This window comes from Kribbella sp. NPDC051137 (genome assembly GCF_040682535.1).
Lineage (GTDB): Bacteria > Actinomycetota > Actinomycetes > Propionibacteriales > Kribbellaceae > Kribbella > Kribbella karoonensis.
In genome coordinates this window covers 1,166,832-1,187,286 of record NZ_JBFBBI010000003.1, presented here as the reverse complement: position 1 = coordinate 1,187,286, position 20,455 = coordinate 1,166,832, and the positions used below count along the sequence as shown (strand labels likewise).

General features: G+C 70.0%; 22 protein-coding genes and 1 pseudogene. 8 read left to right on the top strand and 15 right to left on the bottom strand.

Annotated elements, in window-relative coordinates:
- Nucleotides 1–7 precede the first annotated feature (7 nt).
- Complete coding sequence (locus AB0M51_RS20845) at nt 8–787, bottom strand: helix-turn-helix domain-containing protein (protein ID WP_344197890.1); 780 nt, start codon at nt 785–787, stop codon at nt 8–10.
- 102 nt (nt 788–889) lie between these two features.
- Between AB0M51_RS20845 and AB0M51_RS20840 the strand changes: the two genes are divergently transcribed.
- Entirely contained in the window at nt 890–1,756 is an 867-nt protein-coding gene (locus tag AB0M51_RS20840) for a phytanoyl-CoA dioxygenase family protein (RefSeq protein ID WP_344197888.1), read from the top strand.
- Nucleotides 1,753–2,049: a hypothetical protein gene (locus AB0M51_RS20835; RefSeq protein WP_344197886.1), complete on the top strand. Its 297-nt coding sequence runs from the start codon at nt 1,753–1,755 to the stop codon at nt 2,047–2,049. The genes AB0M51_RS20840 and AB0M51_RS20835 overlap by 4 nt, the downstream gene beginning before the upstream one ends.
- Here the strand turns inward: AB0M51_RS20835 and AB0M51_RS20830 are convergent.
- Complete coding sequence (locus AB0M51_RS20830) at nt 2,046–3,059, bottom strand: lactonase family protein (RefSeq protein WP_363749788.1); 1,014 nt, start codon at nt 3,057–3,059, stop codon at nt 2,046–2,048. The two genes, AB0M51_RS20835 and AB0M51_RS20830, sit on opposite strands and share 4 nt — an antisense overlap.
- 18 nt (nt 3,060–3,077) lie before the next feature.
- Complete coding sequence (locus tag AB0M51_RS20825; RefSeq protein ID WP_363749786.1) at nt 3,078–3,698, bottom strand: N-acetyltransferase; 621 nt, start codon at nt 3,696–3,698, stop codon at nt 3,078–3,080.
- A gap of 19 nt (nt 3,699–3,717) precedes the next feature.
- Here AB0M51_RS20825 and AB0M51_RS20820 point away from each other — a divergent pair, with 19 nt between their 5' ends.
- Nucleotides 3,718–4,569, top strand: a complete 852-nt coding sequence (locus AB0M51_RS20820) for an arylamine N-acetyltransferase (RefSeq protein ID WP_363749784.1) — start codon at nt 3,718–3,720, stop codon at nt 4,567–4,569.
- Here the strand turns inward: AB0M51_RS20820 and AB0M51_RS20815 are convergent.
- From AB0M51_RS20815 to AB0M51_RS20765, 11 genes and pseudogenes are all read right to left on the bottom strand, one after another.
- On the bottom strand, nt 4,556–5,056 hold the full coding sequence (locus AB0M51_RS20815; RefSeq protein WP_363749782.1) for a hypothetical protein: 501 nt from the start codon (nt 5,054–5,056) through the stop codon (nt 4,556–4,558). The two genes, AB0M51_RS20820 and AB0M51_RS20815, sit on opposite strands and share 14 nt — an antisense overlap.
- Before the next feature lie 54 nt (nt 5,057–5,110).
- Nucleotides 5,111–6,562, bottom strand: a complete 1,452-nt coding sequence (locus AB0M51_RS20810; protein ID WP_363749780.1) for an NADH-quinone oxidoreductase subunit N — start codon at nt 6,560–6,562, stop codon at nt 5,111–5,113.
- Nucleotides 6,559–8,115, bottom strand: coding sequence for an NADH-quinone oxidoreductase subunit M (locus AB0M51_RS20805; RefSeq protein WP_363749778.1), 1,557 nt, complete (start codon nt 8,113–8,115; stop codon nt 6,559–6,561). Before AB0M51_RS20805 ends, AB0M51_RS20810 begins: the two co-directional genes overlap by 4 nt.
- Entirely contained in the window at nt 8,112–9,881 is a 1,770-nt protein-coding gene (locus AB0M51_RS20800; protein ID WP_363749776.1) for an NADH-quinone oxidoreductase subunit L, read from the bottom strand. Before AB0M51_RS20800 ends, AB0M51_RS20805 begins: the two co-directional genes overlap by 4 nt.
- Nucleotides 9,878–10,195, bottom strand: a complete 318-nt coding sequence (gene nuoK, locus AB0M51_RS20795; RefSeq protein WP_363749774.1) for an NADH-quinone oxidoreductase subunit NuoK — start codon at nt 10,193–10,195, stop codon at nt 9,878–9,880. Before nuoK ends, AB0M51_RS20800 begins: the two co-directional genes overlap by 4 nt.
- A 1-nt stretch (nt 10,196) precedes the next feature.
- Nucleotides 10,197–10,691 (bottom strand): NADH-quinone oxidoreductase subunit J, encoded by a 495-nt coding sequence (locus AB0M51_RS20790; protein ID WP_344197868.1) that lies wholly within the window; start codon nt 10,689–10,691, stop codon nt 10,197–10,199.
- Between the two features lie 131 nt (nt 10,692–10,822).
- Nucleotides 10,823–11,044 (bottom strand): annotated as a pseudogene (locus AB0M51_RS20785) (4Fe-4S binding protein); the annotation flags it as partial.
- A 163-nt stretch (nt 11,045–11,207) separates the two neighbouring features.
- Nucleotides 11,208–12,419 carry an RNA polymerase sigma factor gene (locus tag AB0M51_RS20780; protein WP_363749772.1) on the bottom strand — a complete coding sequence of 404 codons (1,212 nt, stop codon included), beginning with the start codon at nt 12,417–12,419 and terminating at the stop codon, nt 11,208–11,210.
- A complete protein-coding gene (locus AB0M51_RS20775; RefSeq protein WP_363749770.1) occupies nt 12,416–12,757 on the bottom strand; it encodes a YciI family protein in 342 nt (113 codons plus the stop codon). Before AB0M51_RS20775 ends, AB0M51_RS20780 begins: the two co-directional genes overlap by 4 nt.
- Nucleotides 12,758–12,794: 37 nt before the next feature.
- On the bottom strand, nt 12,795–13,940 hold the full coding sequence (locus tag AB0M51_RS20770) for a HAMP domain-containing sensor histidine kinase (protein ID WP_363749768.1): 1,146 nt from the start codon (nt 13,938–13,940) through the stop codon (nt 12,795–12,797).
- Nucleotides 13,941–14,002: 62 nt separating this feature from the next.
- Nucleotides 14,003–14,659, bottom strand: a complete 657-nt coding sequence (locus AB0M51_RS20765) for a response regulator transcription factor (RefSeq protein ID WP_363749766.1) — start codon at nt 14,657–14,659, stop codon at nt 14,003–14,005.
- Between the two features lie 105 nt (nt 14,660–14,764).
- On the opposite strand from AB0M51_RS20765, the gene AB0M51_RS20760 reads away from it, so the two are divergent.
- The 4 genes from AB0M51_RS20760 to AB0M51_RS20745 are packed head-to-tail and all read left to right on the top strand — an operon-like array spanning nt 14,765 to nt 18,265.
- Nucleotides 14,765–15,286, top strand: a complete 522-nt coding sequence (locus tag AB0M51_RS20760) for a hypothetical protein (protein ID WP_363749764.1) — start codon at nt 14,765–14,767, stop codon at nt 15,284–15,286.
- Entirely contained in the window at nt 15,259–16,338 is a 1,080-nt protein-coding gene (locus AB0M51_RS20755; RefSeq protein ID WP_363749762.1) for a peptidoglycan-binding domain-containing protein, read from the top strand. The genes AB0M51_RS20760 and AB0M51_RS20755 overlap by 28 nt, the downstream gene beginning before the upstream one ends.
- On the top strand, nt 16,335–17,000 hold the full coding sequence (locus AB0M51_RS20750) for an ABC transporter ATP-binding protein (protein ID WP_344197854.1): 666 nt from the start codon (nt 16,335–16,337) through the stop codon (nt 16,998–17,000). Before AB0M51_RS20755 ends, AB0M51_RS20750 begins: the two co-directional genes overlap by 4 nt.
- Nucleotides 16,997–18,265: an ABC transporter permease gene (locus AB0M51_RS20745; RefSeq protein WP_363749759.1), complete on the top strand. Its 1,269-nt coding sequence runs from the start codon at nt 16,997–16,999 to the stop codon at nt 18,263–18,265. Before AB0M51_RS20750 ends, AB0M51_RS20745 begins: the two co-directional genes overlap by 4 nt.
- Here AB0M51_RS20745 and AB0M51_RS20740 read toward each other — a convergent pair.
- Nucleotides 18,262–19,209 carry a complex I subunit 1 family protein gene (locus AB0M51_RS20740; RefSeq protein WP_344197850.1) on the bottom strand — a complete coding sequence of 316 codons (948 nt, stop codon included), beginning with the start codon at nt 19,207–19,209 and terminating at the stop codon, nt 18,262–18,264. The genes AB0M51_RS20745 and AB0M51_RS20740 overlap by 4 nt on opposite strands.
- Nucleotides 19,210–19,271: 62 nt before the next feature.
- Here AB0M51_RS20740 and AB0M51_RS20735 point away from each other — a divergent pair, with 62 nt between their 5' ends.
- Nucleotides 19,272–20,438 carry an NAD(P)H-binding protein gene (locus tag AB0M51_RS20735; protein WP_363749757.1) on the top strand — a complete coding sequence of 389 codons (1,167 nt, stop codon included), beginning with the start codon at nt 19,272–19,274 and terminating at the stop codon, nt 20,436–20,438.
- The last annotated feature ends 17 nt before the right edge of the window (nt 20,439–20,455 follow it).

Below are 20,455 nucleotides of genomic sequence, written 5' to 3'. Positions count from 1 at the left end.
CCGAACGCTAGACCCCCGGCCCGGCCCCGGCCACCGCATTACGGACCGCCCGCGGTGAGGCGCCCAGTTCCCGCCGGCAGGTCTTGTTGAAGGCCTGCAGGTCCGGGATGCCGACGGACGCGGCGATCGCCGGGATCGACAGCGTCGACGACACCAGCAGATGCCGGGCCCGCATCATCCGCCGCCGGCGGACGTAGGCGATCACCGTGGAGCCGGTCTCGGCCTGGACGAGGCGGGTCAGGTGGTTGTGGGAGACGCCGGCCAGCCTGGCCAGTTCCGGAACGGTGAGCGGCTGGGCGAGGTTCGCCTCGATGTGCGCGATCGCCGCCGCGACGGCCGGGTGCCCGGACTCGACCGGTGCCGGTGTCAGCTCGGTGATCCGCCACAGCGCGGTCCACACCTCCGCCGTCATCCGCGACGACCCGGACGGCGACGACTCGACCGCCGACCGGAGCAGCCCGGACAGCAACGGCGCCGCCTCGCCGGCGTCCTGGACGACCGGGACGTACGACGGTTCGCCGACGGGGACCGGGCGGAAGTGCGCGTACAGGTGCTCGGAGCGCCCGCGGTAGTCGAACCGTACCTGGGTCCCGGCGGGCGTCAGGGAAACGTATCCGGGCGCGACGGAAAACGTTTCGCCCAGCAGTGTCAGCTCGGCCGAGTAGTTGTACAGGTGCAGCTGCCAGAGGTCCGGCAACCGGAAGACGTCACGCAGAACACGTGTTCCGTGAATTCCGGAACCGGCGTTCACGACCTCCGGCGGTTGCGCCAGATGCAACTCGATCACGGTGAGAATTTACCACCAGTAGTGATCACAACCCACGCGGAGAAAGAACGATCCCTCGCAGAATGGAGGAGTAGTGACCACTACCGCGAACAGGGAGTCTCCATGCCCCAACCGCATCGCAAGCACCTGCTCACCTCGGTGCAGATGGCGCACTTCGTCGCCACCGGCGCCCTCCGGATGGACGCCGTCGTACCGGACGACATGAACCAGCAGGCGATCGAGGTCCTGAACAACGGCATCCCGGGCGTTCCGTACGGCACCCCGCTGTCGGAGGCGTTCGTGGACAGCGAGTTCGTCCAGCGGCTGGTGCAACTGCCGGAGGTGGCGGGCGCGATCCACAGCCTGGTCGGTCCCGAGCCGACCGTCGACCACCACGCGGTGCACATCCGCCGGGCGAACGAGGGCGAGGCGCAGAACCTGCACGGCGACGCGATCATCGACGTCCGCACCGACGCCTTCGACGTACAGCTCATGTACTACCCCCAGGACGTCACGCTCGAGATGGGCGGCACGCTCAGCGTCCCGGGCAGCCACCTGCGCCGGACGAACGAGTCCGACACCGGCCGGTACCAGAACCTGCTCGGCCAGACCCGCCTGGTCTGCCCGGCCGGCACCGTCCAGTTCCTGCACCACGGCATCTGGCACGGCGGCCGCAAGAACGACAGCAACGTCGACCGGTACATGTTCAAGATCCGCTTCAACCCGACGGTCCGCCAGGTGCGGCTCTGGAACACCGACGACCTGTACGACGAGGCGGTCGCGGCCGAGCTTGAGCAGAACTTCCCGTGGTACGAGAACGCCACCGGCCGGCTCGAACGGTACAACCGGATCCTGATGTGGCGCGCGATCAGCGGCGACGACACGTACGACCCGAACTACTGGGTCACCCGCGTCACCAACCGCCCGCAGCGGGTGGTGGCCGACCGCGTCAACAACCCGCACGCTGCCAACAAGAAGGAGATGGCATGACCGCCACGGCCGAGAACCCGCAGCGCACCGGCCTTCGCCAGCAGGTGCTGGTGCTGTACCTGGCCTCGTCCGCGCTGGACGCCCGCGTCGTCGGATGGTCGACGTACGACGGCACCGGCGAGACGCACCCGACGACGGGTGACAGCGACGTACCGCCGTACGCGACCGGGCTGGACGCGCTCAAGGACGGCTGGCGGCTGTTCCAGGCGGCACAGCTGAACCCGCCGTACCCGGGTCACGAGTACGACGTGTCCTTCCTCAAGCACGAGTTCTTCTTCGAGAAGCTCGTCTAGACAGGCAGAACGCACACCGGCTTCGGCCAGCTGACGGGCTCACCGGCCGCGGTCAGCCGGCCGTCGTCGATGCTGAACGTCGCGATCTGGTCGGACTGCTCGTTCGCGGCGTACAGCACCGTTCCGTCGTTGCTGAAGGCAAGGTGTCGCGGCCAGCTCCCGCCCGAGGAGATGGTCTGCACCAGCTCGACGCTGAGCCCGTCCGGGGTGACCGCGAACACCGCCACGGTGTTGTCGCCGCGGTTCGACCCGTAGAGGAAGCGCCCGTCGGCGGAGATCAGCAGCTCGGCGGGGTAGTTCTCTCCCGGCGAGTCGGCTGGCCGGGTCGACGCGGTCTGCACGGTCTGCAGCTTCCCGTTTGCGTAGCTGCAGACGGTGAGCGTCGAGTCGAGCTCGTTGATCAAGTACGCCGCGACGCCCGACGGGTGGAACACCAGGTGCCGCGGACCCGCGCCCGGGTGGACGTGCAGCCGGTCGACCTCTTCCAGCCGGCCGTCCGGGGTGAGCGTCGACGAGTAGACGGTGTCGGACCCGAGGTCCACGTCGAACACGTAGGCGCCCTCGATGTCGAACGCGATCTGGTGCGCGTGCGGTCCTTCCTGGCGGTCCTTGTTCGGCCCGGATCCTTCGCGCTGCAGGATCTGCGTGGCCTCGCCGAGCGAGCCGTCCGCGCCGATCGGGTGGATCGCGACCGAGCCGGAGGAGTAGTTGGCGGACAGCAGGTACTGCCCGGAAGGGTCGATGTCCAGGTGGCACGGGTGCGCGCCGCCGGTCGGCTGCTGGTTGAGCAGCTCCAGGCCGCCGTCCGCGCCGATCGCGAACGCCGCGACCTGCCCGTCCTGCTCTTCGTTGGTCGCGTACAGGAACCGCCCGTCCGCGGATCTGACCAGGAACGACGGGTCGGCGATCGTCGCCGCCACGGCGAGCCCGTCCAGCGGGCCGACCGCGATCCCGTCCCCACCGCCGGTCTGAGTGGTGTAGCTCCCGACATAGATCCGCTCAGCAGTCATAGGGCATACCCTGCCAGGTCAGGCGCCGCTGGGCACTCCTCTGTCCAGTCCGTAGAGCGCGCTGCCCCAGCCGAGGTCGGGGTGGAGCAGTTGCCAGCCCAACCGTCGGTACAGCCGCGGCGCCGGACCGTCGTCGACGTCTGTCCCGAGCAGTGCCCGCCGGTGCGGGAGGTCGCGCATCAGCTCGGTCATCAGCGCGGTACCGAGGCCCTGGCGCTGGGCGTCCGGATGTACGGCGAGTTCGACGACTTCGAAGTGTCCGCCGACCCACTCCGCCGCGAGCTCCGGCTCGACCGCCTCCACCACCCGGTCCGGCCACCACTGCCCGCGCTCCCCGGTGTACCCGTACGCGAACCCGACGAGCGGTCCGCTCCCGCCCATCACACCGGCGACATCCAGCGACCCGCTGCCCAGGCCCGCCACACCGGCTTGCCCCGGGATCCCGGACGAGCCCAGGACGCCGGTCGGACGCGGGGTTCTGGCCGTCACCAGGCGAAAGTCGTCGCGGGCCGCGTGCTTCGGAAGGGTCTCGGCGGTGAACCGTTCGGTGTCCTCCTCCGGGCCGAAGGCCGCGGCGAACACCTGACCGAGCTCACCGGCGATGGCAATAGCTGCAGTTCCGTCGAGGACGTCGATCACCTTGCCTACCCTAAGGCGCATGGACACCGAGGCGCTGCTGCAACGAATCGGGATCGACGGGTACGACGGACCGCCCCGGCTGGAGGCGTTGACGCAGCTCCACGAGGCCTTCGTGGACCAGATCCCGTACGAGACCGTGCAGTACCAGGTGACGCCCGGCGGTCCTCTCGACCCGGAGGAAGTGGCGAAACGGATCGTCGCGCGGGAAACGGGCGGGTACTGCTTCCAGCTGAACGGCACGTTCGCGCTGCTGCTGACCGAGCTCGGGTACCGCGTGCAACTGCACCGCGGCGGCGTGCAGACGGTCAACCGTCCCGGCGGCGTCGACGGCAGTCACATGGTGCTCACGGTGCGCGGACTGGTCGAGGACCCGGAGCGGGTGTGGCTGGTCGACGCCGGCCTCGGCGATGGCCTGCGCCACCCGATGCCGCTCGAGACGGGCGCGTCCGAGCAGCACCCGTTCACCTTGCGGCTGCGCCCGTCCGAGATCGCCGACGGCTGGCGCCTCGACCACGACCCGCGGGCGAACCTGATCGGCATGGACTTCGAGGCGTCCCCTGTCCCCCTCGAAGCCTTCGCCGCGAAGCACACGGAGTTGTCCGCGGATCCGAAGTCGGGCTTCGTACGGCTCGCGTCCGCTTTCCGCCGTACGCCGGAATCCGTTGTCGTACTGCGTTCCATCGGGCTGAGCGAGACCTTCGCCGACCGCGTCGACAACCGTCTGCTGGACAACCGCGCCGACTACCTCACCGCGCTCGCGGACGTGTTCCGCCTGCCGCTCCCGCACTACACCGACGCCGACCGCGACGTCCTGTGGCGGCGGGTGTCGACGCAGTACGAGGACTTCCTGGCGCGGACTACCCCTTCCTGAACCTCACGATGACCGTGTCGCCCTCGGCGTACGTCAGCGTCGCGATGTGGACCGGTCCGTCGCCGTCGTTCCACTGGACCGCGGCGATACCGCCGGCCGCGCCGCCGACGCTCCCGTTGCCCCTGCGGCTGGAGGACGAGCCGGTCCGGCTCAGCGAGATGTATCCCTTCGCGTCGGTGAGCTTGAGCGTGCCTTTGGCAACCGTCGCGGTGAACTTGTCGCCGTTGAGGTTGATGACAGCCTTCGTCCGGACCAGCACCTCACAGATGCCGTCCACGCAGGCCTTGTAGTTCTGCCCGTCCTTCGCAGCCGGAACCGCCGGAGCAGTCGGCGTCGTCGCCGCGGTGCTCGAGGGCGTGGATGTCGAGGGCGCCGTGGCTGATGTTGCTGGCGGGGTCGTCGGCGTGGACGCCCCGCCCTTCGTCGAGCCGCCGCAGGCGGTGAGTGTGAGCAGCAGTGCGACTCCGACAATTCCTCGCGCTTTCACCCACCGCAAGTTACCGACCCCGGCGGTCCATCGAACCAGCCTGACCGGAACCTGTCAGGTGACCAGCGCGAACATGATGCTCGGGAGGATCGACAGGACCCCGGTCAGCGCGGCGCAGGCGGTGAGCATGGCGACGGCCGGGGTCTCGATGTCGACCGAGAACGGGTCGTCGGCGGGCAGCCGGAAGAGCTCGGCGATCCAGCGCAGGTACACGGCCAGCCCGATCATCACGTTGATCGCCATCACGATCGCCAGCCAGCCGAGGTGCGCGTCGATCACCGCCTGGAACGCCGCGAATTTCGTGAACAGCCCCGCAAGACCCGGCGGCAGCCCGGCCAGCACCACGAGGAAGAAGATCAGCGCGACCGCCAGCCCCGGCTCCGAGCGGACCATCCCGCGGTAGTCGGTGAGCAGACCGGCCGCGCGGTGCCGCTGCACCACGGCGACGGCTCCGAACGCGCCCAGCGTCACCACGACGTACGCCGCCAGGTATCCGACGACGGCCTGCGCATCACCGACGGCCAGCGGTGCGAGCAGGAAGCCGACCTGTCCGATCGAGGACCAGGCGAGCAGCCGGACCGCCTCGACCTGGCGCAGGGCCGCGAGGTTCCCGACGGTCATCGTCACCGCCGCCAGGATCGCCACCACGGTCCGCAGTTCCGAACCGGCCGGCGCGATCCCGGACGTGACGAGCACCAGCAGCCCGGCGACCCCGGCCGACTTCGACACCACCGCGAGGAACGTGGTGACCTCGACCGGCGCACCGACGTACGTGTCCGGGAGCCAGGCGTGGAACGGCACCGCCGCGATCTTGAACGCGAACCCGACGATCACGAACAGCCCGGCCGCGAACGCCACCCGGGCGAGGTTCGAGTCGAGCCCGCTGAGCCGGTTCGCGATCGTGGTCAGGTACAGCGAGCCGGTCACGCCGTACAGGTAGGAGACGCCGAACAGCATCACCGCGGTCGACAGCACCGATACCAGGAACGCCTTCAGCGCGCCCTCGGACCCGCGCCGGTCGCGGCGCAGCCCGACCATCGCGAACGTCGGCAGCGACACCACCTCGAGGGCGATCACCAGCGTCGCCAGGTCCCTCGCGCCCGCGAGCACCGTCGCGCCGGTGAGCGCACTCAGCAGCAGGAAGTGGTACTCCCCGATCGGCACGTCCTTCGCGAGCAGCCGGTACGTCGACAACCCGACCACGCCGAGCCCGCCGATCAGCAGCACCGCCCACAGCCCGGCGGTCAACGGCTCGTACACCAGGCTGCACTCCGCCGGCCCCTCGACCGCCGGACGGCAGAACGCGGGCTTGACGTCGTCCCGCTGCGCCAGCACGAACACGAGCCCGAACAGGATCACCACGCTGGTCAGCAACGTGACGACGGTGTGCCGCAGCTCGGCCGGCGCGCTCTTCCAGAAGCTGTCGACGAGCAGGACGGCGATCGCGCCGATCGCCAGCACCAACGGCACGGCGACGGCCTGCCAGTCGGTCCAAGTAAGCGTCATAGGACCATCCACTCGTTGAGCAGCGTGAACGGCCACAGGCCCAGGACGACGGTGAGTACGGCGAGCGGCGCGAAGGTGGCGAACTCGATCCGGCTCAGGTCGACCGCGAACGCGGCCGCCGGGTACTCGGCCGGGTCGCCCTGGCAGAGGTTCCGGATCAGCCGGAGGAAGTACGCGGCGGTCAGTACGGCGCCCAGCCCGGCGATCACCATCAATACCACGAACGTTGTCCGCGGCAACGAGTCCGCCGGGTGGTACGCGCCGAGCAGGATCAGCATCTCGCCCCAGAACCCGGCCAGCCCCGGCAGCCCGAGCGACGCCAGGCTCGCGTACGCGAGCAGGCCGCTGATCCGCGGCAGCCGGGCGTACAGCGCGCGGCCGATCGCCCGCAGGTCGCTGGTGTCGTGCCGGTCCTTGATCGCCCCGGCCAGGAAGAACAGCAGCCCGGTGATGACGCCGTGCGCGATGTTCGCGTACAACGCGCCGTTCAGCCCTTCCGGCGACATCGTCGCGATGCCGAGCCCGATGAAGCCCATGTGCCCGACGCTGGAGTACGCGATCAGCCGCTTCACATCGGTCTGCGCCAGGCAGGCGAGCGATCCGGCGACGATCGCGACCACCGAGAACCCGGCCAGGTACGGCGCGATGGTGGCGGTCGCCCCGGGCAGGATCGGCAGCAGGACCCGGATCATGCCGTAGCTGCCGAGCTTCAGCAGTACGCCGGCCAGCAGCACCGAGCCGACCGTCGGCGCCTTCGCGTGCGCGTCCGGCAGCCAGATGTGCAGCGGCCAGAGTGGCATCTTCACAGCCAGCCCGACCGCGATCAGCACCGCCGCGGCGAGCGGGATGCCGTGCCCGCCGCGCAGCGGGTGCTCGCCGAGGAACGCCACGTCGAACGTCCCGGTCTGCCGGTGGATCAGCAGGAACCCGAGCAGCATCAACGCGGAGCCGAGCACGGTCATCAGCACGAACGTGTTCGCCGCCCGGCGCCGCCCGGCCCGGTCGTGGTGATCGCCCCAGATGTCGATCACCAGCCACATCGGGATCAGCACGATCTCGAAGAACACGAAGAACAGCACCAGGTCGGCGGCCGCGAAGGTCCCGATCACGCCGGTCTCGATGAGCAGCAGCAGCGCGATCAGCGAGCGCATCCGGCCGATCTTCGGCGTGATCTTCAGGGAGTACAGGCTGCAGAGAAGCACGAGCAGCGCGGTGAGCGTGATGAGCGGCATCGAGATGCCGTCGACCGCGAGATGAAAGCGGACGTCGAGCTGCGGGATCCAGGACACGTCGGTCTGGGCGTACGGCAACAACTTGCCGGGCAAGTTCCGCGGCGGCGATTCAAAGCCCACGAAGATGGAGGTTGCAGTGCACGGACAGTGCGGACGACGCATGTCCCACCACAGGACCACCGACCCGACCAGCACCAGTCCCGACACCGCCGACCCGACGATCGCCGCGACCCGCTCCCCCAGCACGGCGGGCAGCCCCCACAGCACCCCCGCGGTCACCGCCGGGACCGCCACCAGCGCGATCAGCAACCACTGACTCACGACCCGATCACCCCCGCCAGGATCGCGAGCGCGACCACCCCGACCACCGCCGCCGTCAGGTACGACTGCACGTTCCCCGTCTGCAACTTCCGGAACCCGGCCGAGGCAAGCACACCCGCCCGCCCGGTCGCCCGGACGTACGCCCCGATCACGTCCTGATCCCCACCGACGGTCAACCGGGCCAGCCATCGCACCGGCACCACGACCACCCGCTGGTACGCCGGATCCACGCCGTACTCACGTTCCAGCAGCAACGGCCGCGGGTCCGCGCCGCGCCGCCACAGCGAGTACGCCGGCAGCGCGCCGAGCACCGCGAGGACGGTCGTGATCCCCGCGATCGGCCAGTTCACGTGCACGCCGTCGGTGTACCCGAGCCCGATCGCCCCGAGCGCGAGCAGAACCATCGGCGCCAGCATCAGCCACGCCCCCTCGCGGAGCTTGCGCACGTCCGGCTCGTCCAGGTCCGCCATCGCGTCGTCGTCCTCGAACGCCCCGACCGCACCGACCACGGCCGGGGTACGGAAGAAGACCCACAACCACAGACGGACGCAGTAGAACGCGGTCATCATCGCGGTCACGCAGACCGACACCAGCACGATCCAGCCGACCGCCGAACCGTCCCGTGCCGTCTTCCAGGCCGCTTCGACCACGGCGTCCTTGGAGAAGAACCCGGACAGCCCCGGTACGCCGGCCAGCGCCGCGAGGCCGACCGTCATCGTCACGAACGTCACCGGCAGCCGCTTCCGCAGCGCACCCCGCCGCGAGTACTTCCGCAGTACGACGAACGCCGCGCTGCCGACCTGATGCAGCAGGACGCCCGCGCAGAGGAACAGCAGGCCCTTGAAGGCCGCGTGCGTCAACAGGTGGAAGAGCGCCGCGTGCCGCCCGTCGCGGGTACCGAGCGCGAGGCCCGAGAACATGATCGCCAACTGGCTCACCGTCGACCAGGCCAGCACCCGCTTCACCTCGACCGCCGCCATCGCGCAGGACGCCGCGAACAGCATCGTCACGCAGGCGACCACGGCCAGCACGGTCAGCGTGGTCTCGGCCTTGACGAACAGGTCGAACAGCCGGGCGATCAGGAAGACGCCCGCGGCAACCATCGTGGCGGCGTGGATCAGCGCGCTCACCGGGCTCGGGCCGGGCATCGCGTCCGGGAGCCAGGTCTGCAGCGGAACCTGCGCCGACTTCCCGACCACCCCGACGAGCAGCAGCAATGTCCCGATCGTCAACGTGTGCGGCTCGATCGGACCGCTGCCGAGCTCGGAGATCCGGAACGTGTGATAGCCGACGCCGAGCACGAAGATCCCGAACAGAAAGCCGACATCGGCGAACCTGGTCATCAGGAACGCCTTCATCGCACCGGCGCGGGCGTCCCGGCGTTCCCAGTAGTGGCCGATCAGCAGGTACGAGCAGGCGCCCATCACCTCCCAGCCGATCAGCAGCAGGAACAGGTTGTCCGACACGACCACGGTCACCATCGCCGCGGTGAAGAGCGTGACGAGCGCCGTGTACGACGCGACCCGCTCGCGGACGTAGCCGATCGAGTAGACCTGCACGCACGCCGACACCACACCGACCACGGCGAGCATCAGCACGGTCAGCCCGTCGGTGCGGAACTCGTACGCGAAAGCGAAGTCCTCGCCGATCATGGCGCCGCCGGCGGCCTCGACCTGCTGCGGTGTCACGCCGTACAGCAAGGCGGCGGACAGGACGACGAGGAGCGAGAAGCCGACGCCGACTACCCGCCAGGCGGTGCCGATCACGAGGCCTCCTCACGCTCGAGGAGGTCCCGGGCCGCGTCGGCGTCGACGTGACCGTGGCCGCGGAACAGCAGCAGCAGGATCGCCAGCCCCAGCCCGATCTCGGCCGCGGCGAGCGTGATCACGAACACCGCAAGGGTCTGGCCGGTCGCCTCGGTCACCCGCCAGGCGTCGAAGGCGACGAGGTTCAGGTTGACGGCGTTCAGCATCAGCTCGAACGACATCAGCAGCGTGATCACGTTCCGCCGGGCGAGCACGCCGTACACGCCGACGCAGAACAGCACCACTGCCAGCAGCAGCGGGAGGACCAACGGCATGTCAGTCCTCCTTCTTCCGCTGGGAGAGGGCGATCGCGCCGATCAGCGCGGCGAGCAGGAGAACGGACAGTACCTCGAACGGCAGCACCCAGTGCTTGAACACCTGGGTCCCGACCGCGGTCGCGGAGCCGTCGGCCACCGGCTTGACCTTCTCGTTGCCGAAGGCAAGGACGACGCCGGTGCCGAGGAGCACCGCGAGGACGCCGGCCAGCACGGCCGCGAACGGGCTGCGGCCGGTGGTCAGCTCGGGCAGCGGGTTCGTCGGGGCCTTGGTGAGCATCAGCGCGAACAGCACGAGTACGACGATCGCGCCGACGTACACGAGGATCTGGACCAGCGCCACGAACTCCGCCCGCAGCGCGCCGAAGCAGCCGGCCACCGCGCCGAGCGCGACCACCAGCCAGAGCGCGGCGTGCACGATCCGGCGGGACGTGACGACCAGCACGGCGGCGGCGACCGCCACCGCACCGGCGACGGAGAACAGGACCGTTGTCACTCGGCGTCCTCGGTGTCCTCGGCGGCTGGGCCGGGGTCGATGGGCTGCGGCGCCGGAACGGTCCACATCCAGTCGCGGAGCCGCTCCTTCTCGTGGGTCAGGTTGCGGATGTCGGTCTCGGCGTACTCGAACTCCGGCGACCAGAACAGCGCGTCGAACGGGCAGGCCTCGATGCAGATCCCGCAGTACATGCAGAGGCTGAAGTCGATCGCGAACCGGTCCAGCACGTTCCGGCTGCGCTCGCGGGCCTGCTCACCGACCGACGGCGCGGTCTCGGTGTGCGAGTCGATGTAGATGCACCAGCTCGGACATTCCCGGGCGCACAGCATGCAGGAGGTGCAGTTCTCCTCCATCAGTGCGATCACGCCCCGGCTGCGCGGCGGCAGTTCCGGCTGGACGTCCGGGTACTGCTCGGTGACGGATCGCCGGGCCAGCGTCCGCGCAGTGACCTTCAACCCCTCGACCAGCCCCTTACCAGGCAGCCCCACACTCCACCTCCCGTCGCTTAACAGGACACTAGCGTCCCATGCCGCGCTCCGCTGCCTGTATCAGGAAGGCCTGTTCGGCCTGGTTGGTGTTGTGGGTGAGGGCGGATTCGTACGCCGCCTGTGCTTCCGCCGTCCGGCCGAGTCGGGTGAGGAGGTCGGCGCGGATGGCGTGGAAAAGGTAGTAGCTGTCCAGGGAGAGGTCGTCGACGAGCGCGAGAGCGGCGGCCGGGCCTTCCACCTCGGCGACGACGACGGCCCGGTTGAGAGCGACGACCGGGGTTGGGTCGAGTGCCAGCAGGTGGTTGTAGAGCTGCAGGATCTGGGCCCAGTCGGTCGCCTCGGCGGTGGCGGCGTCCGCGTGTACGGCGTTGATCGCCGCCTGGAGCTGATACGGACCCGGCTGATTGCGGCGGAGGCAGCGACGTACCAGCGCATGTCCTTCGGTGATCAGGGCGCGGTCCCAGAGGGCGCGGTCCTGGTCGCGGAGGCGGATCAGCGAGCCGTCGGGGGCGACCCGCGCCGGGCGGCGGGACTGCTGCAGCAGCATCAGCGCGAGCAGCCCGACCGCCTCGGGTTCGTCCGGCATCAGGTCGACGAGCAGCCGGCCGAGCCGGATCGCCTCGAGCGCGAGCTCGTCACGGACCAGGGTCTCGCCGGACGAGGCGGCGTACCCCTCGTTGAAGATCAGGTACACGACCGCCAGGACTCCACGGACGCGCTCCGGCAGATCCGCCTCGTACGGGACGCGGTACGGGATCCCCGCGACCCTGATCTTCGCCTTCGCGCGGACCAGCCGCTGCGCCATCGTCGGCTCCGGGACCAGGAACGCGCGGGCGATCTCCGCCGTACTGAGGCCGCCGAGCATCCGGAGTGTGAGCGCGACCCGGACGTTCAGCGCGAGGGCCGGGTGGCAGCAGGTGAAGATCAGCCGCAGGCGGTCGTCGTGCACGGCACCCTCCTCCACCGGCTCGGCCTCGGCGTGCAGCAGCGCCGCCTGGGCGTGTTTGTCCGCCCGCGCCGACTCCCGGCGCAGGCGATCGATCGCGCGGTTCCGCGCGGTCGTGATGATCCAGCCGGCCGGACTCGGCGGTACGCCGGTCGCCGGCCACTTCTCCAGCGCCGCGGCGAACGCGTCCTGGACGGCGTCCTCGGCGATCTCCAGGTCGCCGAACACGCGGGTCAGCACCGCCACCGCGCGCCCGTGCTCGGCCCGGAAGATCGCTGCGAGATCCGGGGTCACGACTGCGAGGGCCGGACCTCTACCGGGAGGCCGAGCACCTTGGCGAGACGGCGTCCCCAGTGCAGTGCGGCGTCGAGGTCCTCGACCCGGATCACGATGAAGCCGCCCAGGTGTTCCTTGCCCTCGGTGAACGGGCCGTCGGTCACCAGGACCTCGTCGCCCTTCGCCCGCAGCACGGTCGCGGTCTCGGGCGGGTGCATGCCGGCGTCGAACACCCAGACGCCGGCCTCCCTGAGGTCCGTGTTGAGGACGTCGAGGTCGCGCATGATCGGGTCGAGGATCTCGGGCGCGGGCGGCGGCCCGTCGGGCTGGTAGATGCTGAGCACGTACTGGTTCATGGTGTCCTCCTCCTTCTCGTCACCTACACGAACGGCCTCACCCTGGATCGACAGGCAGCACCACAGTAATTTCCAGACCGCCTCCGGCGCGCGGTACGGCGTCCACGGTGCCGCCGTGCGCCTCCGCCACCGACCGGACGATCGACAGTCCGAGCCCGGCACCCTTCCCGCCGACCAGCCGCTCGGCGCCGAGGCGGTAGAACGGCTTGAACAGACTCTCCACCTCGTACGGCGGGATCTCGGGGCCGGTGTTGGTGACAACGACCTGCACGTGGTCGGCGGTGCGCTTGCTGAGCACGCGAACCCAGCGTTCGCCGTCAGGCTGGTTGTGGCGGATGCCGTTCTCGACCAGGTTGTGGACGAGGCGTTCCAGCAGCAGCGCGTCGCCCTTGGTCGGCGCGTCGCCCGGACCGCGGATCAGCTCGACGCCGGCCGCGGCGGCCTCGCTCGAGAGCTGGCCCGCGACGTGAGTGACGACGTCGCTCAGGTTCACCGGGTAGACCGCGGTCAACTGCTTCTCCGAGTCCGCGAGGATCAGCAGGCCCTCGATCAGCTGTTCGTGCCGGGCGTTGATGGTCAGCAGGCTCTCGCCCAGCTCCTTCACGTCCGCGGACGCCGTACGCCGATGCATCGCGACCTCGACGAGCGCACGGCCGAGCGTCAACGGCGTACGCAGCTCATGGGAGGCGTTCGCGACGAACCGGCGCTGGCCGTCGAACGAATGGTCCAGCCGCTCGACCATCGTGTCGAACGCGTCCGCCAGGTTCTTCACCTCGTCGTCGGGGCCGCGCAGGCCGATCCGCTCGTGCAACGCCGCGGGCGAAGCCGCAATCCGGCGAGCCGTATCCGTCACCCGATGCAACGGCGCCAGGACCCGCCCTGCGACCAGCCAGCCGAATCCAGCAGCCAGTGCACCGACAGCGAGGAGTGCGATGCTCCCCTGCGTCAGCATCGACTTGATCGCTGCTTGCCGCACCTGCTCGCGCTGCTGCTGCATCACCCGCTCGGCATCGGAGCCCGTGAGTACGGCGCCGTCCTTGTTCATCACGTACACGTCGTTCGACGGAGGCGGCGGGGCGGTCCGGCCGGACTCCGGGCTCAAGTACGTGCCCTTCATGATCACGCGGTACTGCTGGCCGAGGTTCGCGCTGAAGAGGGCGTAGGTGACGCCGAGCAGCAGCACACCGGCGACGAGGAAGAGGCCGCCGTACAGCAGGGTCAGGCGGCCGCGCAGGGAGAGCTTCCTCAGGGGATGCGGTAGCCGACGCCGGTGACGGTCTCCACGAGCCCCGGCTCGCCGAGCTTCCGGCGCAGCTTCAGGATCGTCAGTCGTACCGCCCCCGTGAACGGGTCCACGTGCTCGTCCCATGCCTTCTCCAGCAGTTGTTCGGCCGACACCGTCGCGCCGTCGGCCCGCAGCAGCTCCGCGAGTACGGCGAACTCCTTCTTCGACAACGGCACGTACCGGCCGTCGCGGAACACCTCGTGCCGCGCGGGGTCCAGTGCGACCCCGGCACGACGCAGTACGGGCGGGTCGGCCGGGCGGCTGCGGCGGCCGAGCGCGAGCACCCGGGCGGCCAGCTCGGCGAACGCGAACGGCTTGGTCAGGTAGTCGTCCGCCCCGAGCCCGAGGCCCTCCACCCGGTCCGTCACCGCGGCGGCCGCGGTCAGCATCAGCACCCGGGTGGCCGATCCGGACGCCACCAGTTGCCGGCACACCTCGTCGCCGTGCACGACCGGGATGTCGCGGTCCAGGACGAGTACGTCGTACCCGTTCACGGTCAGCCGCTCGAGGGCGGCGGCGCCGTCACCGGTCACGTCGACGGCGTGCGCGTCGTCGCGCAACCACTCCGCGATCGCTGCCGCCAGCAACGGTTCGTCCTCGACCACCAGTACCCGCACGCACCCCATGGTGCCCGACGGCGCTGTTTCCCCGGTGTTTCCGTCCTCGGAAACGGTCCGGAAACGGTGTTCCGAGCAGGGTTTCCGGAAACGAGAGGAGCAGCGATGCACATCACCATCCGGGCCGTTTCCGCCATCACGCTTTCCGTTCTGGCGGCCGGCCTGATCCTGACCGGGTGCGGAGCCGACAAGCCCGATGCCCAGGTCGCGTCCGGCGGGGAACCGCAGTCCACTTCGGCGAGCAGTGCGCCGGCCAGCCTCAGCCAGGACGAGATGGCGGTCAAGTTCACCCAGTGCCTGCGGGAGCACGGTCTGAACGTGCCGGACCCGGAGCCGGGCAAGGGTCCGATGCTGAAGTTCGACAAGAACTCCGGCGTCACCCGGGACCAGGTGCAGAAGGCCATGGAGGCGTGCCGGCAGTACAACCCGCAGTCCCAGGGCAGCGCGAACCCGCAGCAGCAGGAGAACGGCCGGAAATACGCGGAATGCATGCGGAAAAACGGTGTCGAGAAGTTTCCGGACCCGAAGCCGGACCAGCCCGGGATCATGATCGGCCCGGGCGTCGCGGACGACCCGGACTTCAAGAAGGCGCAGGACGCGTGCCAGAGCATCCTGGCGGCGCGGTGATGCGGAAGGCGATCACTGCGGTCGCGGTGCTCGCCGCCGGCGGCGCCGCAAGCGTCTTCCTGGTGAACCGCGGCGATGCCGGCCAGGCCACACATCAGGCCGCGCAGCCGCTCCCGGTCAACACCACCAAGGTCACGCAGCAGACCCTGAAGGACACCGAGACGCAGGACGGCACGCTCGGCTTCGGCACCACGACCGCGGCGGTCAACCGGGTCGCCGGCACGGTCACCGCCGTACCGGACAGCGGGCAGGAGCTGCGGCGCGGGAACACCGTCTACAGCATCGACAACAAGCCGACCACGCTGCTGTACGGCGCGTTGCCTGCCTATCGCAGACTCGCGGTCGGGACCGAGGGCACCGACGTACTGCAGCTCGAGCAGAACCTGCAGGCGATGGGATACACCGGGTTCACCGTCGACGACGAGTACACGGAGGCCACGGCGACCGCGGTGAAGGCGTGGCAGGACGATCTCGGGCTGGACGAGACGGGTGTGGTCGAGCTGGGCAGCGTGCTGTTCGCGCCCGGACACATCCGGGTGGACAGCGTGCCGGCGGAGGAAGGGTCGCCGCTCGGGCCGAACCAGCCGGTGCTCAACTACACCGGGACGACCCGCGCGGTCACCGCGCAGCTGGACGCGGCGGATCAGCGGCTCGCGGTGACGGGCGCGGCGACGTCGATCGCGCTGCCGAACGGGGAAAGCGTTGTCGGAAAGATTCAGAAAGTTTCCACGGTGGTGATCCCGGCGGACAGCCCGGACAAGGACCCGGAGACCAAGATCCAGGTGATCGTCGCGATCGCCGACCAGAAGGCGGTGGCGGCGTGGACGTCCGCGGCCACCGACGTCACGTTCACCGCGTCGGAGCGCAAGAACGTGCTGACCGTCCCGGTCGCGGCGCTGGTCGCGCTCCGCGAGGGCGGCTTCGGCGTCGAGGTCACCGACGGTACGACGTCGCGGTACGTGCCGGTGAAGACCGGGCTGTTCGCGAGCGGGCAGGTCGAGATCAGCGGCACCGGGATCACCGCCGGGACGACGGTGGGGATCCCCAAATGATCGAGTTGCAGGACGTGACGAAGGTGTACGCCGGCGGGGTGCGGGCGCTCGGCGGGGTGAGCCTGCGGATCGAGCGCGGCGAACTCGTCGCGATCGTCGGGCCGTCCGGCTCCGGGAAGTCGACGATGCTGAACGTGCTCGGGACCCTCGACCGGCCGACCTCCGGGACGGTCCGGATCGACCGGTACGACGTGGCACGGCTGTCCGACGCGGGGCTGTCGGCGTTACGCGCGAGCCGGATCGGGTTCGTGTTCCAGCAGTTCCACCTCGCGGCCGGCGTACGGGCGGTCGACAACGTGGCGGACGGATTGCTGTACTCCGGGCTGCGATTGCCGGCCCGCCGGAAACGGGCTGCCGCCGCGTTGGAGCGGGTCGGACTCGGCCATCGGTTGCGCCACGAACCCCACGAGCTCTCGGGCGGCGAGCGCCAACGCGTCGCGGTCGCCCGGGCCGTCGCCGGCGAACCCGCCGTACTGCTGGCCGACGAACCCACCGGAGCACTCGACTCCGCCTCCGGCGCCGGCGTCATGCAGCTCCTCCGCGACCTGCACGCCGGCGGCACCACCGTCATCGTCATCACCCACGACCGCGACATCGCCGCCTCCCTCCCCCGCCGGCTCCACATGCGCGACGGCCACATAGTCGAGGAGGTCCACGCATGAATCACGACTCTGTGCACCACCTCCGTACGCCGGCGGACGAAACGTACGGACGTCGTGCACAAGGTGCCCGGGAGCTCAAGCCCGCGGCGTTGGGTTTGCGGGACGTGGTGCGGGTCGGGGCGGTGGGGTTGCGGACGCGGCCCACCAGGGCGCTGCTGTCGGCGCTGGGGATTGCGATCGGGATCGCGGCGATGGTTGCCGTGGTAGGGATCTCGTCGTCGTCGCGGGCGCAGCTCGACGGGCAGCTGGATGCGTTGGGCACCAACCTGCTGACCGTGACACCAGGCACCCGGCTGACCGGCGGCGACGCGCAGTTGCCGTTGACCGCGGAAGAGATGGTCGCCCGGATCGCCCCCGTGCGGGCCGAGTCGGCGATCGGCAAGGTCGACGACGCCTCGGTGTACCGGACCAACAAGATCCCGGACGTGCAGACGAACGGCATCATCGCGTACGCCGCCCGCCCCAACCTGCTCGACACGATCGGCGCGACGGTCCGCAGCGGGAAATGGCTGGACACCGCTACCGGAAACTTTCCGGCGACCGTTCTCGGCGCGGCCGCCGCGGACCGGCTCGGGATCACCAAGGCCGGCCCGGACGTCCAGGTCCTGATCGGCAACACCTGGTTCACCGTGCTCGGCATCCTCGAGCCGGCCGCCCTCGCCCCGGAGCTGGACAGCGCGGCCCTGATGGGCTGGCCCGCGGCCAGCGGGAAGCTGTCCTTCGACGGGCACCCGACCACGATCTACACCCGATCCGACGACACCCAGGTAGCAGCGGTCAGGTCGGTGCTCGGGGCAACGGCCAACCCCGAGGCCCCGAACGAGGTCGAGGTCTCCCGCCCCTCCGACGCGCTCGCCGCGAAACAGGCCGCCGGGCAGGCGTTCACAGGCCTGCTGCTCGGCCTCGGCGCCGTCGCGCTGCTGGTCGGCGGGGTCGGCGTCGCGAACATCATGGTGATCTCGGTGCTCGAACGCCGCGCCGAGATCGGTCTCCGGCGTTCGCTCGGCGCCACCCGCGCGCAGATCCGCACCCAGTTCCTCACCGAGTCGCTGCTGCTCTCCGCGCTCGGCGGCCTGGGCGGCGCACTCCTCGGATCAGCGGTGACGGCGGCGTACGCGTCGTACCAGAACTGGCTCACCGTCATCCCGGTCTGGGCGCTCGCGGGTGGGGTCCTCGCCACCCTGGTCATCGGTGCCCTGGCCGGCCTCTACCCCGCCGTACGAGCCTCCCGGCTCTCCCCGACCGAGGCGCTCGCAACTCCTTAGAACAGAACGACGCCGATGCCGGTGAGCGCGAGCTGCAGCAGCGCCACCGGCACCAGGCCCTGCCAGGCGAGCTTCTGCAGCTGGTCGGCGCGCATCCGCGGGAAGGACACCCGCACCCAGATCACCACGACCGACACGAGGGCCACCTTCAGCAGCGTCCAGATCCACCCGATCGACTCCGGCCCCGGACCGCTCCAGCCGCCGAGGAACAGCACTGTAGTGAGTCCCGCGAGTACGACGATCCCGGCGTACTCGGCCAGCAGGAACATCGCGAACCGGAGCCCGGTGTACTCCGTGTACGGACCGAAGATCACCTCGGAGTCCGCGACCGGCATGTCGAACGGCGGCCGTTGCAGTTCGGCCAGGCCGGCGACGAAGAACACGATCATGCCCGGCAGCTGCCACAGCAGCCACCACGGATTCCACGCGTGGGCGATCCCGGTCAAGCTCAGCGATCCGGCGGCCACCGCGACGCTGGCCGCGGACAGCACGAACGGCAGCTCGTAGCTCATCAGCTGCGCCGCCACCCGGAGCCCGCCGAGCAGGCTGTACTTGTTCCCGCTCCCCCAGCCCGCCATCAGCGACCCCAGTACGCCGATGCTCATCACCGCGAGCACGAAGAACAGCCCGGAGTCGAGGTCCGCGCCGACCAGCCCCGGCGCCAGCGGGATCGCGGCCAGCGCGGCGAGGTACGGCAGGATCGCGACCACCGGCGCCCATTCGAACACCCGCTTGTCCGCGGCGGCCGGGACCACGCTCTCCTTCTGGACGAACTTCACGCCGTCCGCGACCAGCTGCGCCCAGCCGTGGAACCCGCCCGCGTACATCGGGCCGAGCCGTGACTGCATGTGCGCCATCACCTTGTGCTCGGCCTGGCCGACCAGCAAGGGCGCCACCAGGAAGGCGACCAGTACGCCCACCACCCGCACCACGAACTCCAGCATGACGATCAGCCTAGTGGTTGCGGCTTGACCTCAACCAACGTTCAGGTCCGAGGGTGGGGTTCATGAGAACAATCCTTGTCACCGGAGCCACCGGCCGCGTCGGCCGACCCGTCGTCGACGGGCTGCGCGCGGCCGGCGTGTCGGTCCGGGCCCTCGTCCGTACGCCGGAACGCGCCGCGCTCCCGCCCGACGTCGAGCTGGTCCAGGGCGACATCACCGATCCCGCCGCCGTACGACGGGCCGCGGACGGCGTGGACGCGGCGTTCCTGCTGTGGCCGTCGTTCAGCGCCGACGGCGCCGCCGCTGTGGTCCGCGAACTCCCCCGGCGCGTCGTCTACCTGTCGTCACTGAACGCGGAGTCCGGCGGCGTGTGGGGTGACGTCGAGCAGCTGCTGCAGGACCGGGACCGGACGTTCGTCCGCCCGAGCGGGTTCGCCGTCAACGCGCAGAACTGGGCGGACGACTTCCGCACCGCCGACGTCGTCCGCGTCGCGTCACCCGAGGCGGCGCGATCGCTGATCCACGAGCGCGACATCGCCGCGGTCGCCGTACTCACCCTGCTCGACGACCACCACATCGGCCGGACGTACGAGATCACCGGCCCCGAGGCGCTGACCCAGGCCGAGCAGATCCGCACCATCGCGCGCACCGTCGGCAAGCCGATGCGGATCGAGGCGCTCGACGACGCCGCGGCCCGGCAGGCGATGCTCGACCTCGGCGCCGACCCGATCCTCGCCGACAGCTCGGTCAAGTACTGGGCCTCACTCGTCGACAACCCCGAACCGGTCACCACCACGGTCGCCGAACTGACCGGCCGCCCGGCGCGCACGTTCGCCGAATGGGCCGCCGATCACGCCGCCGAGTTCCGCGTCCCGACAACAGCAGAGGTCGCCCAGCAGTACACCGCGGCCCTGTCCGCAGGCCGGCTCACCGAAGCGCTCGCCCTCACCGCCCCTGACATGGTCCGCGTCGCACCCCTGGAAACCGGCGGCGAGGAGATCGAGATCAAAGGCACCGACGCCATCCTCGACCACGCCCGCCGGCAAACGGCCGGCATCCAGTACGACGCCATCGACGTACTGGGCCCCCTCGTCACGGACGACCACTTCGCCATCCGCTTCACCTTCCACCACAACACCACCCACACCACCAAACTCTCCCTCTGCACAGTCGAGTCCGGCCGCATCACCCGTGAAGAGGTCTTCTACTACACCCCGGCACACCCCTGACGAACACGAGCCGACTC